The 14,983-nt window shown below is 40.5% G+C and carries 10 protein-coding genes; 7 read left to right on the top strand and 3 right to left on the bottom strand.

The genetic code is table 11. The features are described from left to right. Positions 1-356: 356 nt before the first annotated feature. The 5 genes from AC0L4E_RS14050 (at position 357) to AC0L4E_RS14070 (ending at position 9,769) form a co-directional block, all read left to right on the top strand. Positions 357-1,505, top strand: coding sequence for an efflux RND transporter periplasmic adaptor subunit (locus AC0L4E_RS14050; RefSeq protein WP_473679691.1), 1,149 nt, complete (start codon positions 357-359; stop codon positions 1,503-1,505). After that, positions 1,505-4,618 carry a multidrug efflux RND transporter permease subunit gene (locus tag AC0L4E_RS14055; protein WP_473679692.1) on the top strand — a complete coding sequence of 1,038 codons (3,114 nt, stop codon included), beginning with the start codon at positions 1,505-1,507 and terminating at the stop codon, positions 4,616-4,618. The genes AC0L4E_RS14050 and AC0L4E_RS14055 overlap by 1 nt, the downstream gene beginning before the upstream one ends. A gap of 35 nt (positions 4,619-4,653) precedes the next feature. Further along, positions 4,654-5,127 carry a LabA-like NYN domain-containing protein gene (locus AC0L4E_RS14060; RefSeq protein WP_473679693.1) on the top strand — a complete coding sequence of 158 codons (474 nt, stop codon included), beginning with the start codon at positions 4,654-4,656 and terminating at the stop codon, positions 5,125-5,127. Positions 5,128-5,452: 325 nt separating this feature from the next. Beyond that, positions 5,453-9,214, top strand: coding sequence for an EAL domain-containing protein (locus AC0L4E_RS14065; protein ID WP_473679694.1), 3,762 nt, complete (start codon positions 5,453-5,455; stop codon positions 9,212-9,214). Positions 9,215-9,334: 120 nt separating this feature from the next. Continuing rightward, entirely contained in the window at positions 9,335-9,769 is a 435-nt protein-coding gene (locus tag AC0L4E_RS14070; protein WP_473679695.1) for a thioesterase family protein, read from the top strand. A gap of 150 nt (positions 9,770-9,919) precedes the next feature. On the opposite strand, the gene AC0L4E_RS14075 is transcribed toward AC0L4E_RS14070, so the two are convergent. Both AC0L4E_RS14075 and AC0L4E_RS14080 read right to left on the bottom strand, forming a co-directional pair. After that, positions 9,920-11,428, bottom strand: a complete 1,509-nt coding sequence (locus AC0L4E_RS14075) for a putative bifunctional diguanylate cyclase/phosphodiesterase (protein ID WP_473679696.1) — start codon at positions 11,426-11,428, stop codon at positions 9,920-9,922. Between the two features lie 139 nt (positions 11,429-11,567). Continuing rightward, positions 11,568-12,410 carry an HDOD domain-containing protein gene (locus tag AC0L4E_RS14080; RefSeq protein ID WP_473679697.1) on the bottom strand — a complete coding sequence of 281 codons (843 nt, stop codon included), beginning with the start codon at positions 12,408-12,410 and terminating at the stop codon, positions 11,568-11,570. A 231-nt stretch (positions 12,411-12,641) separates the two neighbouring features. Between AC0L4E_RS14080 and trhP the strand changes: the two genes are divergently transcribed. Next, positions 12,642-14,039: a prephenate-dependent tRNA uridine(34) hydroxylase TrhP gene (gene trhP, locus AC0L4E_RS14085; RefSeq protein WP_473679698.1), complete on the top strand. Its 1,398-nt coding sequence runs from the start codon at positions 12,642-12,644 to the stop codon at positions 14,037-14,039. Between the two features lie 5 nt (positions 14,040-14,044). Continuing rightward, positions 14,045-14,296, top strand: coding sequence for a YfhL family 4Fe-4S dicluster ferredoxin (locus AC0L4E_RS14090; protein WP_220752867.1), 252 nt, complete (start codon positions 14,045-14,047; stop codon positions 14,294-14,296). 128 nt (positions 14,297-14,424) lie between these two features. On the opposite strand, the gene ubiT is transcribed toward AC0L4E_RS14090, so the two are convergent. After that, complete coding sequence (gene ubiT / locus AC0L4E_RS14095; protein ID WP_473679699.1) at positions 14,425-14,946, bottom strand: ubiquinone anaerobic biosynthesis accessory factor UbiT; 522 nt, start codon at positions 14,944-14,946, stop codon at positions 14,425-14,427. Positions 14,947-14,983: the final 37 nt, after the last annotated feature.

Here is a 14,983-nt window from a genome sequence, read left to right on the forward strand (position 1 = left end):
AAAATAATTAAGCCCCAGTAAATTATCTTTTTGTAAAGAAAGGTTGTTTAAACTGGGGCTTTTTAATATTTCAAACAAAAATAAATACCTTGTCTACTTTCATTTTAAGTGGTCATTTAACGATGATTAGCAATAACTTCTTGCATATGAAACCATGAATTGTGAGCAGGCTGTAACAACTCAGATCGCTTAACAACATTTACGATCATTTTAATAAACACTTTTGTTATCAGCATGTTTCGTTACAATCTTATATGCTTTGCTTTACATTCCTTTACCCTTATATGCCGTTTTTTTAATTAAAATAGTCCCTAATTCATCAATCGGTCTGATGATATTTTCTTAGAGCTTATAAAATGAAAAAATTGGCAATTGTTATCATAGTCAGCAGCGTCATCGCTGCGGTAGTGTCTTTTAGTGGTTTATCTCAAGCTGATAAAGCCAAACCTCAGTCCCAAGGGAAACCGCAGAAAACTATCCCTGTCGTCACAGGCATTGTTGATCAGCATGAACTATCACAATCATTATCGTTAATAGGTAAGCTCGACGCTGAGCAATCTGTCTATATTTCATCCCAAGTTGCTGGGCAAATTAGTCAGATTTTAATTAAACCCGATCAAGATATTCAGGCTGGCCAAATCATCGTTCAGTTAGACGATGCTAAAGCGAAAGCTGCTACTGCCGAAGCAGCCGCGTACCTAGCCGATGAAAAGCGTAAACTCAAAGAGTTTCTTAAACTGATTTCAAGTAATGCTATTACTCAGACCGAAATTGATGCCCAGCGTGCCAGTGTTGATATGGCAGCGGCAAGGCTAGCTGCAGCTCAAGCTGATTTAGATTATCACTCTCTTAATGCACCATTCTCAGGTTCTGCTGGCTTGATTGATTTCAGCGTAGGTAAAATGATTTCTGTCGGTACCGAACTTTTATCTTTTGATGACCTTTCTACCATGAGACTCGACCTGCAAGTTCCTGAGCATTACCTATCACTACTTTCAAATGGTATGCCGGTCACAGCTCAAAGCCGCGCATGGCCATCTCAAGAGTTTAACGGCGAAATTATTGCCATTGACTCTCGTATTAACCAAGACACATTAAATTTACGTGTCAGAGTCCAATTTGTTAATCCTGACAACAAATTAAAGCCAGGCATGATGATGGCAGCAACGCTTAACTTCCCAGCAGTATCTGAGCCTGTTATCCCAGTTCAGGCTATTGAGTACTCAGGCACTAAACGCTTTGTTTACCTCGTTGATAGTAACAATGTTGCCAATCGCACCGAAGTCATTTTAGGCGCTCGAATTGATAATGAAGTACTCATTACCGAAGGACTCAACATTGGCGATAATGTTGTCGTTCAAGGACTCGTTAATATGCGTGATGGCGTGTCTGTAGATATATTGGAGCAACAAGGCACAGCGCCACGTTTAGCACATGAAACTTCTGAGCTAATACCTGAAACATCAGCTGACACAACCACGAATGCTGTACAGGAGAAAAGCTAATGTGGCTCTCTGATGTATCAGTAAAACGTCCTGTTGTTGCGATTGTTCTCAGCTTATTGCTGGTAGTTTTTGGTCTGGTTTCTCTGTCAAAACTGTCAGTAAGAGAAATGCCCGATGTCGAGAATCCAGTTGTTACCGTAATGACCACCTATAGTGGCGCTTCTGCGACCATTATGGAAAGCCAGATTACCACTACCATTGAAGATGAACTTACCGGTATCAGTGGTGTAGATGAAATTGAGTCTGTTACTCGTAACGGCATGTCACGTATTACAGTGACTTTTCTTTTAGGTTGGGATTTAACTGAAGGTGTCAGTGATGTTCGTGATGCTGTAGCCCGCGCTCAGCGTCGTTTGCCCGATGAAGCCGACGATCCAGTTGTTTCAAAAGACAATGGTTCAGGTGAGCCATCAATATACGTCAATTTAAGTTCATCAATGATGGACAGAACGCAATTGACTGACTACTCCCAGCGGGTACTTGAAGATCGCTTCAACTTAATCACTGGTGTCAGTTCAATTTCGTTATCGGGTGGCTTATATAAAGTCATGTACGTTCAGCTAAAGCCTGAGTTAATGGCTGGCCGCAATGTTTCAGCCAATGACATTGTGTCGGCGCTTAATACTGAAAACGTAGAAACCCCCGGTGGTGAAGTTCGAAACGACACCACGGTAATGACGGTGAGAACCGCTAGGCTTTATAACAATCCTGATGACTTTGACTATTTAGTTGTTCGCACCGCTGAAGATGGCACACCGATTTACTTAAAAGATGTCGCAGATGTCTTTATTGGTGCAGAAAACGAAAATTCGACGTTTAAAAGTGACGGCGTTACAAACATTAGCTTAGGGATCATTGCACAATCTGATGCTAACCCACTAGATGTCGCGAAGCTCGTCCACAAAGAAGTTGATAGAATCCAAGACTTTTTACCAGAGGGTACAGCACTCGTTGTTGACTATGACTCTACCATTTTTATCTCTCGTTCAATTGATGAGGTGTATAACACTCTCATTATCACGGCGATTTTGGTTATTTTGGTGCTGTATATTTTCATCGGTCAAGTACGTGCAACCTTAATCCCTGCCGTCACGGTTCCAGTTTCACTTATTTCAGCCTTTATTGCCGCTAATACTTTTGGTTTCTCCATTAACCTTTTGACCTTAATGGCATTGATACTTTCCATTGGTTTAGTCGTCGATGATGCCATTGTCGTTGTGGAAAACATTTTCCATCACATTGAAAAAGGCGAGCCCCCTATTCTGGCTGCCTACAAAGGCGCACGAGAAGTTGGCTTTGCTGTAATGGCGACCACAGCAGTACTGGTTATGGTATTTTTGCCGATTTCCTTCATGGAAGGCATGGTGGGCCTGTTGTTTACTGAGTTTTCGGTCATGCTGGCAGTGTCAGTGTTATTTTCCTCTCTCATTGCACTCACCTTAACCCCTGTATTGGGCAGTAAATTACTTAAAGCCAATGTCAAACCTAACCGTTTTAACCTATGGGTTGATGGGTTATTCGACAGGCTTGAAAAACAATACCGCCGTGTGGTCTCAAAAGCGGTTCAGTATCGCGCAGCTGCTCCTGTTGTCATTATTGCTTGTGTCATTGGTAGCGGCTGGCTATTAAATCAAGTACCAGCGCAACTTGCTCCACAAGAAGACCGCGGGGTTATCTTTGCGTTTATTAAAGGCGCTGAAGGTACCAGTTACAACCGCATGGCAGCCAACATGGACATAGTTGAAGAACGTTTGATGCCGATGTTAGGTAACGGCATCATTAAATCATTCAGTACTCAAGCGCCCGCTTTTGGCGGCCGTGCAGGCGACCAAACTGGTTTTGTCATCATTCAGTTAGAAGAATGGAAAGACCGTGACATCAATGCTCAGCAAGCTTTAGGGATTGTAGCTAAAGCCCTTGAAGGCATTCCTGATGTGATGGTTCGACCTATGTTGCCTGGCTTTAGAGGCCAATCAAGTGAACCAGTGCAGTTTGTATTAGGCGGCTCTGATTACAATGAACTATTTGATTGGGCGCAGAAGTTACAGCTTGAGGCTGATTTGAGTCCTATTTTGGAAGGTGCCGATCTTGATTATGCCGAAACCACCCCAGAGCTATTAGTATCAGTGGATCGTGAACGAGCGGCAGAGCTTGGTGTGAGTGTTACAGAAGTGTCAGACACTTTAGAAATCATGCTAGGCGGCCGTAGTGAAACCACCTTCATTGAGCGCGGTGAAGAGTATGATGTCTATCTTCGCGGCGATGAAAATAGCTTCAATAGCGTGGCAGATTTAAGTCAGATTTACATGCGAACTGCTACAGGAAAGTTAATTACCTTAGATACGATTACCCAAATTGACGAGGTCGCTTCGGCGCAAAAATTAAGTCACCTTAATAAACAAAAGTCGATTACTTTGAAAGCAAACCTTGGTGCGGGATACACCTTGGGCGAAGCATTAGATTTTCTCGATGCTAAAGCTATTGAAATGTTACCCAGTGACATTACCGTGTCATACACTGGTGAGTCAAAAGACTTTAAAGAAAACCAAAGCAGTGTCTTTATTGTGTTTGGTTTAGCTTTGTTAGTGGCCTATTTAGTTCTTGCAGCTCAATTTGAAAGCTTCATCAATCCTTTAGTGGTCATGTTTACTGTACCTATGGGAGTCTTTGGTGGGTTCTTAGGGCTTTTCCTTACCAGCCAAGGGCTTAACATTTATAGCCAAATTGGCATGATCATGCTCATTGGTATGGTCACTAAAAATGGTATCTTAATTGTCGAGTTTGCCAATCAGCTGCGCGACAAAGGATTAGCGTTAGAACAAGCAATTATTGATGCATCAGCAAGACGTTTACGACCGATTCTGATGACGGCATTCACCACATTGATTGGTGCCATTCCGTTAATTATGTCAACTGGCGCAGGTTCAGAAAGCCGAATTGCTGTGGGTACAGTAGTGTTCTTTGGGATGGCATTTGCTACTCTAGTGACCTTATTGGTGATCCCTGCTATGTACAGATTAATATCAGGTGCAACGCACTCTCCAGGATTTGTCGAGCAACAGCTCAATGATGCTATTGAGATGCAAAAGCGCAAAGCACTAAACGAGTCTTAAACCATAGACTCTTCTAATGAAAAACAGGTGTAATAATGGAAAAAGTAGCCGTATTTGTGGATGTACAAAACATCTATTACACCTGTAAGCAGGCTTTCGGACGCTCGTTTAATTATCGCGCCTTATTTAAATTGCTCTCCCAACAGGCGCACATTGAACATGCTTTTGCTTACGCTATAGCCCCAGCAGACGATGGCCAAGTTAAGTTTCAGGATGCATTACGTCATATCGGTTTTGAAGTGAAACTAAAACCTTATATACAGCGAAGTGATGGCAGTGCTAAAGGTGATTGGGATGTCGGTATAACTATCGATGTTCTAGATTACGCAAAGCAAGTTGATAAAGTCATCCTGCTTTCTGGCGATGGTGATTTTGACTTATTGATGGCAAAGGTGGCACAAAAATATGGATGCGATACTCAGGTCATCAGCGTTTCAAGTCTAACGGCTAAATCTTTACTTGATGTTGTCGGTAGCCATTTACCTATTGACTCAAACCTCTTGCTTTAGATGAAGCTTCGACGCTATTTAGCTTCTCCAGTAAAAACCGCTTATTAGCTTCCTATGTGCAATTTATATAGTCTATTTATTAAGTTTATTTGTTTAGAATATTTCTATTTTTTCTCAATAAATTAAATGTTTTAAAACGCTCAAAAATTGTCTCTCCCTATGCCTCCTTTAAGCCAAGTCAAAAAAACGCATTACAAAAACACACTTGTTAACAATAAGTTAAATTGACATATCAAACATACAGTTCGCGTCTTCAGGATTCCATGGAGCATTTTTTTATGTAACAATTACGTTATCTTTATCATTGTAAATAGCAGAGAAGTTGATGTTACAGCGGGCAATAACCCTACACAGCATTATCGTTGCTATTTGCATCTATTGCAGTATTACTACCCTTGCTCATTCTGAGCAATTTCAGCTTGAAACACTGAATGTTAGCAACGGCCTTCTTTCATCTAATATCACTTCCATTCATCAACAGCGAAGCGGTTATATTTGGTTTGGATCTGACAGTGGAGCCAGTCGGTATGACGGTATTAACTTTATTCACTTTCAATTTTCGCCCAGTGAAACGAACCATATATCCAACAACTATGTAACCGACATTTATGAGGATAAAGCCGGCAATATTTGGATAGCGACCGAAGATGGACTTAATCAGCTCACCCCAGAAAATGAGATGATTCAGCATAATACACTCAGTAGTCAGAATGGCTTAAGTTCTAGTTGGATAACCCGCATCTACGAAGATAAAGATGACAATTTGTGGTTTGGGACTGGCTCAGGCGTTAGTCAATATAACCCTAAGACCAAAACCTTTAAGGCTTTCTTCCTTTTCGATGAAAATAACCAACGTTATGAAACTTCCACACACACCATATTTACTGATTACCAGAATAGAATTTGGGTAAGCACTGACTATGGTTTTACAACCGTAAATAAAGAAACTGAGCGCTTAGAGCTGGTAACTTCTAGCAACCCAGATACCAATAAAATAATGACAGCTTCGATCAATACAGCTCAAGTTGTGTCTGACGAACAAGTTTGGCTAGGAACATATCAACAAGGCTTGGTCGATTTTAACCCTAAAACCATGGAAGTCATCATTTATGAGGTTGATAAAAACAATCCTTCTATCGATCAAATAGCATCGAATACTGTAGTCGATATGCTCTTTGAAAATAGTAATACGCTTTGGTTAGCTCACGATAAAGGCGCCACCAGAGTGAGTCTAGACACTATGAGTTTTACCCATCTCCAGCACCAAGAGTATAATCACCACGCAATTGCCGATAACAGAGTAAAAGAACTACAACTTGATCAAGCCGGAGGCATCTGGTTCGCCACTTCAATGGGCGCTTCGTATTACTCGCCTTTTAAGCATGGCACCCGAATATTTAAACCTCATCCATACACCCCTGAACTTTCAAGTCCTTTTACTTATTGGATAGATACCGATGAAAAAAATAAAGTTTGGGTGACAACTTCAGAATATATAAACCAAATCAATGATAAAACAGAAGCAATTAAACTCAACCCCATTGAGAACTTGTCATTAGAATCCCCTTACAGCGCGATCTTAGATGACAAGGACAATGTATGGATTTCAAGTTCAAACGGCTTATCTTTATATAATATACCGAGTGAGAAATTGCGGCATTTTAGCAATGCACCAGGTAATTCGCATCAATTCCCTAATAGCCCTTTCTATCTTGCGCTGCCTGATAACAAAGGCAATGTTTGGATTTCAGGGTACTTAGATGTCGGCCTCATTCTGTTTAATCCCCAAGAAGGTATTAAGCAACGATTACTGACTGAAAATGATTATTCCTACGAAGCTGGCGGTAACTATACCTTTGACAAGCAATTTATCCATAACGGTGAGCTTTGGCTGGCAACCACTAATGCCATTTATCGCGTGAATCCTGAAACATTTGAGGTTAAACACCTGTCTCTTGGCAGCGACACTGAAAATATTAGAACCGTTAAAATTTATCAAGATGAAAGAAATGATATTTGGGTCGCAACTCAAGGTTTAGGGCTTGCCCGTATTAGAGTCGGTGAAAATTGGAACGCCCCTGTTGATATTAAGTATTTTAATAAAGAACATGGTTTTACCACTAACACTCTTAGAGGCGTTGCGGGTAATGGTGATGGCTTTGTTTGGGTGACTTCACAAGCTAAATTCGCCAAAATGAATACCAGTACTTTTAAAGTCACTCAGTACCCTAGTGCCATTAATGAAAAAGATAGCTCATTCACTGATTCCGCTATTGCGATGAAAAATGACCACTTATATTTGGGCTCAAATAATGGGGTTTTTAAAATTGATACTCAAGCCATCAAAAGTAATAATTTTAAACCCAAAGTTCATATTACATCTGCACTGATCGCCAACGAACAATTCATTGGTGCTAATAGCAACCAAAAGATGGATGAAGTACAACTAGACTATGAACAGAACTTTGTTCAATTCTCCTTTGCATCGATGGATTTCACAGCTCCTAATAAAAACCAATATCGCTATCGCCTACGAGGCTTTGATGAGAGTTGGGTATATGCAGGTAGCAATACTTCCGCTACTTACACTAACCTTAATGCTGGAAATTACTCCTTTATTGCCCAAGGTAGTAACAGTGATGGCCGCTGGAGCCCTCATGTGGCATCTTTTGACTTTAAGGTAAGACAAGCTTGGTGGTTTTACGCAATCATCACCTTAATACTTATTTGTACCTTGCTCACCCTGTTATATTTATTTACTCGATATCAAAAAATAACTGAGCTAAGCAACCGAGCAAACTACGACAGCTTAACGGGTTTATCGAATCGCTTTCGGTTTAATGCCAAACTCGAATTAACGGTCACTAATGTACAAAAACCTGCAGCCGTTGTGTTCATCGACTTGGATTACTTTAAAGAAGTTAATGACACCATGGGTCACGACATTGGCGATGAATTGATTATCGAGGTCAGTAAGAGATTATCGAACACCCTTACAAAAGAAGACTTATTGGCAAGGCTGGGCGGGGATGAGTTCGCAATTATCATCCAGCACCCAGGTACCCAGGCTGAGCTCATTAATATTATTGAGCAAATCCGTACCAGTATTAACACAGGTTACCAGATAAAAGCTCACTGGTTCACCAGCTCAGCGAGTATCGGAGTAGCTTGTTTCCCCGAGGATGGCCTAGACTCTAAAACCCTACTTAAACATGCTGATACCGCCATGTACGCGGCAAAACATGCAGGTCGAAACGGCGCTTACTTTTTTAATGAGTCCTTATCTCAAGCATTGCTAGAAAAAACGACCATTAAGCAGCAGCTAAAAAATGCTTTGATCAATAATCAATTCCAAGTTCATTATCAGCCCAAGGTCAACTTAGAAACGGGCGAAGTATGCTCATTTGAAGCATTGTTAAGGTGGTATCACCCTACCGAAGGGCTTATACCACCGGTTAAGTTTATCCCTGAAGCTGAAAGTAATGGCCAAATTATTGAGATTGGTTATTGGGTATTGCTGCAAGCGTGCACAGATGGACAAAAGTGGCACCAGCAAGGCTTATTAAAAGACAATATCTCAGTTAATATTTCCCCTATTCAGCTCTCACAGCCCGATATTTGCGAGCATATCGAGTCGATATTGCACCAAACAGGTTTCCCAGCCGAAAAACTCGAATTGGAAATAACAGAATCCTTACTGATTGAAAACTTTGATACGGCAGAAGTGGTGCTTAAACAGCTTAAAAAGCTCAATGTTAGAATCGCATTAGATGACTTTGGTACTGGGTTTTCATCGTTAAATTACTTAACTCATTTTCCACTAGATACTTTGAAAATAGATCAAGGATTTTTGAAGGGACTACTGGATAACCATGCCACTGAAATTGTACTCAAAAATATCGTCAAACTCGGTAATGAGCTCAAGATGCATATTGTGGCAGAAGGCATAGAAACCGACTTACAAAGGCTCAAACTGATTGAGTTAGATTGCACAACAGGCCAAGGATATTTATTCAGCCCAGCAGTCGAAGAGCATCTTGCTAGCAAAATGCTTAGAAGTAAAAGTAGCTTCAACAAAGTCGACTAACATTAGCCTAATTTAGTGGTTGTGGTCTGATGAGGTTTGTTTTCAGTGAAGTGCGCTAATTAAGGCTATAGAAACCCCTTCAAATAAGCGACAATAAACTTACTAAACTACGACACCATAATGACAATGACTCAAAAAACAATTGAATACAGCCCTACCTTCCATTTTCCTGTACAAATTTATTACGAAGATACCGACTTTTCAGGGGTTGTTTACCACCCTAATTTTTTAAAGTATTTTGAACGTGCACGTGAACATGTCATAGGCGCAAATGTCCTCAATGTCTTATGGCAAGAACAACAACTGGGCTTTGCCGTATATCGAACCGATATGTTGTGCCATGACGGTGTCGAATTTGCTGATATTGTCGATGTCAGAACTAAATATTATTTCGAAAGCAAGTACCGCACGGTATGGCTACAAGAAATTTGGCGCCCTAATGCCAAAAAACCTGCGGTAACAGCTACCATTGAAATGGTCTGCATGAACCAGCAACGTCAAATGGCACCAATGCCAATGAACTTAATTGAACAGTTGAGAGAAAAATTTAGCTGAAACTCAGTCTTTGATAGTGCTGAGTTAAGAGTTGCTTAGTGTATGAATATATCACTCTTACACTAAGTGATAGATAAACTATGATGGTAGTTAAACAAAGTGATTGATAAAAAACGACTATTAGTTTTCGAGCTTAAGTGTTCAAACTTACTAATGCTTAGTGGGTAAAGTGATAAATGGTTGTTGAATGAGCTGCGAGAAGCGTAGCTCCAAATCTGTGGCTATCAGTGGTTTACTCACATATTCACCCTGAATCGTATCGGTACCAAATTCAATTAAGGTATCAAATACATCCTTTGTTTCCACCCCTTCAACTGTCACATCAAAACCTAAGCTTTTGGCCAATTCAATACTCGTCTTAACAATTTTATTGGCTTGAATATCGCAATTAAAATCATCCAAAAATGCTTTATCTATTTTAACTTCATCAATGGGCAAGTGGCGTAAATAAGCTAGCGAAGAATGGCCAGTACCAAAATCATCAATGGCGATTTTCACCCCTAACTCTCTTATCTCTTTCAACGTTTCAATTGTTCTGGCTAAGTCGAGCATCAAAGCGCTTTCGGTAATTTCGATCATCAAGTTTTCAGCTGGCACTTTGTATTGAGTCAGCAAGTTACTGATATCAATAGGCAGGTGTTGGTTCTCTAAATCTTTAGTCGATAAATTCACTGCGACCTTAATATTAATGCCTTGTTGCAGCCATTTCACTTGTTGCTTTAACACCTGCTCTAGCGCCCATTTACTGATCAAATCAATCACGCCAGTATGCTCAGCAAGCGGGATAAACTCAGTCGGCGGAATATTTCCTAATCCAGAGTGTTCCCAGCGTATTAATGCCTCAACCTGCTCACATTTGCCTGAGCCAATATCAAGCTTAGGTTGATACACCATATACAACTGATTCTGTTTTAAGCTTTTAGGTAGGCTATTAATGATCATCAACTCACGGTACTGCGCTTTATCATCATCTTGATTATAAAAGGCAATATCCTTATGACTGACTTTCGCCTTTTTAAGGGCTAAATCTAAACGCCTCAGCATTAAACTGACGTCAGCATGATGATCGTGTAACTCTAACACCCCTAACTGAACCTTAATGCTGATTGGCGTTTGCTCAATCTCAAAAGGTTGCTGCAAATGTTGCTTGATGCTATTTAATTCAGAACTTGAAATCGACTTTGGGTAAAACAGCAAGAACTCATTGCCATTCATTCTTGATACAAACTGGGGAGGATTACCTAATTCTTTGATTCGCTTTGCAAACGATTTAAGTAATTGATCACCAAATATAAACCCAAATAAATCATTCACAAATCTAAATTGCTGAATGTCCACCAGCACTAACATGCCCTCTGTTGCTGGCATTTTGGCAAACATTTTTCGCTTAAAGCCGACCCGATTTGATAAACCCGTCAATTTGTCTCGTTCAAGTGTTACAGGGTTATTTTGTTGAAATAAATTGAGGTTATGGACAAGTGGTTTAAACGCGCGGGGAGTATGTTTAAAATTCAACGGGGATTGAGTGACGTTATTAGATTCTAATGTCTGAGTTAACTCAGCAATGAACTTCCCTTGTTGAAAATAACCACCTAAAACAATTCCGAGCAACAGAATAAGTGCGATAAACAGTACAATGATGATTTCAATGCTTAACACAATTTATTGCTCCTTATTCAGTGACCTTTGATTATGACCGCTAATAGTAAACACTATCATTTAATTTGAGTAAGGCGAGTTAAAACGTTTCTAACTCAAGCTATCTTACTGTTTTATGTGTGGACTCTTATTGGCGTTGTTATTGATAACTTTGCTTAATAGAATGATAAACCTCTAAAAACTCATCACTCTCTAAATCTTCTGGTGTAACCGGCAAGCCACGAGTAGCAAAAATATCTAAGCGTTGCTCAAGCTCTAGTCCAGCTCTTAGCTCGCCTGTGTAATATGCTGCCGATCGGATAAAGTCTAAGTACGTTACGTTTTCTGGCATGTAATGTAAATCAGCCCAACGTTCAACAACTTCCATAACTTCTGGGGCAAAATCCCAAGTTTTTAAAATAGCACGGCCAATAGGACCTTGCATTTTACGCACTAAACCCCGTAATTGTTCAATACTGCTAAATGCATCAGGCCTTGATTCGGCTTCAGATAATACAGGTAAAGCACCAATGTTATGCACAAGCCCTGCAAGTGTCAGTGTTTCCGGGTCAAGCTTTTTACTTGGGTTGCGCTTATTGTATATCGACAACATCGCTCCAGAAGATGCAGTCACCTCAATAGAGGTTTGCCATACTTCATCCATCACTTCCCAAACCATTTCATTGGTCGAAATAAATAACTGCTCAAGGGCAACCGAAGTAACGATAGATTTAATTTGTATTAAGCCAATACGATTAACTGCAGCGCTGATATTTTCAGCTTTATTACCTCGACTATATAAAGCGCTATTTGCCACTTTAATAATACGTGCAGAAATTGCAGCATCTTGACCAATAATGTCGCCGACTTGTTTTAAACTAGAGTCGGGTTGCGACACGACTTCCTGTACCCTCATGGCCACTTCAGGCAGTGTAGGAAGCACTAAAGCGTCGTCTTTAAGCTTCTTTAATAGCCCAACCAATAATTGGTGTTCAGTTGTCATGCATACCGCCTGTTATTTTATTGTTGTTGCTTTGTTCGGATTATATCAGTTATGTCACTTATTTGAATAAAGAAAAAGCACTAATCTAAATAAAACAATTAATTTCATTAGTCATAGTTAAATTAGACAAACCCCACAATCACAGAGGAATTATTTGCATTAAGCAACCATACTTAAGTAAAATGCCGCCCCCCGCGCTGTGCGTGAATTTCCATCAAATTGAGAGTGATTATGTTTAGACCAGAGCTATTGTCTCCAGCAGGAACATTAAAGAACATGCGTTACGCCTTTGCCTATGGTGCAGATGCGGTATATGCAGGTCAACCTCGCTATAGCTTACGCGTTCGAAATAATGACTTTAAAATGGAAAATCTTGCCATGGGGATTAAAGAAGCCCATGCGCTAAATAAAAAGTTATATGTGGTCAGTAACATTGCCCCGCATAACGCCAAGTTGAAAACCTATATCCGCGATATGGCGCCAGTGATTGATATGAAACCCGATGCGGTCATCATGTCAGATCCGGGGCTTATCATGATGGTACGTGAAGCTTTCCCAGATCAAACAGTACATTTGTCTGTGCAAGCCAATGCGATTAACTGGGCATCAGTTAAGTTCTGGCAGCAACAAGGTATTAAACGTGTCATCTTGTCTCGTGAGTTATCGCTTGATGAAATCGAAGAGATTCGCCAGCAGTGTCCAGATATTGAACTAGAAGTCTTTGTTCACGGCGCTTTATGTATGGCTTACTCGGGGCGTTGCCTGCTTTCAGGTTATATCAACAAGCGCGATCCTAACCAAGGTACCTGCACAAACGCTTGTCGCTGGAAATATGATGTCCATGAAGCTAAGCAAACTGAGACTGGCGATATTATTGCGGTTAACCCGCAAGGTATTGTTGATCAAAATGGCGTGCAAATAGAAACGCCTACATTAGGCGCTGGCCAGCCTTCTGATGAAGTAGTATTACTTCAAGAACCTGGTCGCCCTGGCGAATACATGCCAGCTTATGAAGATGAGCATGGCACTTACATCATGAATTCGAAAGATCTACGTGCAATTCAGCATGTTGAGCGTTTAACGAAAATGGGCGTGGATTCATTAAAAATCGAAGGCCGAACTAAGTCGTTTTATTACGTAGCTCGCACAGCACAACTTTATCGTCAAGCAATCGAAGATGCAGTTGCAGGCAATGACTTTGATCGTACATTGATGCACAACCTTGAAGGGTTAGCACATCGCGGTTACACCGAAGGTTTCTTGCGTCGTCACGTACATGATGAGTACCAAAACTATGATTATGGTTATTCGATTAGTGACACCCAGCAGTTTGTTGGTGAATTTACCGGTAAGCGCAATGAAGCAGGCGCTGCTGAAATTGATGTAAAGAATAAATTCTTAGTTGGTGATAGTGTTGAAGTGATGACGCCGCAAGGTAATTTAACCTTAACCATTTCAGAATTAGTTAATCGTAAAGGCGAGTCTGTGGAAGCTGGGCTAGGTTCAGGGCATTTCGTGTTCTTAGCTGTGCCTGATGAAGTTGAGTTAGATAAAGCTATTTTGATGCGAAATCTTCCTCAAGGGCAAGATTCTCGTAATCCGCATCAAGAAACGGCACCAGCAGAGTAATATTTATGGCTTTAATAATTGACGATAGCTGTATCAATTGCGACATGTGTGAGCCTGAATGCCCAAATGAAGCAATCACCATGGGTGAAGAGATTTACGAAATCGATCCAGCTTTATGCACTGAATGTGTTGGACATTACGACAAGCCAACATGTATTTCGGTTTGCCCGATTGATTGTATCGATCCAGATCCTGCACATGCTGAAACGCCTGAAGAGCTAAAGTATAAGTACCAAGTGATTACCGGAAAAGTTTAAGCTCACTTACCTACTAGTCTTGATTTTATGAATTTAGGCCAAGGTATAAAGATCATAAAAGGCGCTTTAATAGCGCCTTTTTTATTACTCACTTGTTTCAATAAACAAGTTTAAAAACGTAATTTGCTCTACGCCATCGCAGAATTGTTTTCATTAGAATAGCTTTGCAGCGTTTGTAACGTAATGGCCAGCTTTTCAATGCTTAACCTTACAGGCTGTGGCAGCGCTTCTAGCTCGATACCTAATAGTAGATTCTTCACTTCTAAACCTAACTCAGTATCCCCTTCAATACGCAGTTTACGCTGAAAGAATAAGGTATCAGGATCTTCTTTAGCCGCAGCGACAAGTAATAACTCAGGCACATTTGCAGTAAAAGTCACATCAGCATTAGTTAGCGGACGTAATAACAATTGCCCATCAAAACTGATTTCAAAATGTAAGCCAATATCTTGTACTGAAATAGCCACCCATTTAGATTGTAAGAAGTCTAATTCACCGAACTTAATTTGCTCAGATAATGTCAATGAAAGCAGCTTAGCTAACAGATCCAATTTGACTTTTTCAGGCACGACTGCCAATGATTGTGTGGCCACTTTTGGCGCTAAACCTAATACATTTTTAGCAACTTTACTTGAAAAACTAATAGACATTCATACTCCTACACTGCCTAGAATTATATTTAAGCTA

Source organism: Shewanella sp. GJ50-10, from assembly GCF_055808815.1.

What these genes read in the sequence shown, in the direction of transcription:
- AC0L4E_RS14080 (WP_473679697.1), bottom strand. Translation starts at nt 12,410, where the DNA reads ATGACAACTGAACACCAATTATTGGTTGGGCTATTAAAGAAGCTTAAA.
- AC0L4E_RS14060 (WP_473679693.1), top strand. Translation starts at nt 4,654, where the DNA reads ATGGAAAAAGTAGCCGTATTTGTGGATGTACAAAACATCTATTACACC.
- trhP (WP_473679698.1), top strand. Translation starts at nt 12,642, where the DNA reads ATGTTTAGACCAGAGCTATTGTCTCCAGCAGGAACATTAAAGAACATG.
- AC0L4E_RS14090 (WP_220752867.1), top strand. Translation starts at nt 14,045, where the DNA reads ATGGCTTTAATAATTGACGATAGCTGTATCAATTGCGACATGTGTGAG.
- AC0L4E_RS14055 (WP_473679692.1), top strand. Translation starts at nt 1,505, where the DNA reads ATGTGGCTCTCTGATGTATCAGTAAAACGTCCTGTTGTTGCGATTGTT.
- ubiT (WP_473679699.1), bottom strand. Translation starts at nt 14,946, where the DNA reads ATGTCTATTAGTTTTTCAAGTAAAGTTGCTAAAAATGTATTAGGTTTA.
- AC0L4E_RS14065 (WP_473679694.1), top strand. Translation starts at nt 5,453, where the DNA reads ATGTTACAGCGGGCAATAACCCTACACAGCATTATCGTTGCTATTTGC.
- AC0L4E_RS14050 (WP_473679691.1), top strand. Translation starts at nt 357, where the DNA reads ATGAAAAAATTGGCAATTGTTATCATAGTCAGCAGCGTCATCGCTGCG.
- AC0L4E_RS14070 (WP_473679695.1), top strand. Translation starts at nt 9,335, where the DNA reads ATGACAATGACTCAAAAAACAATTGAATACAGCCCTACCTTCCATTTT.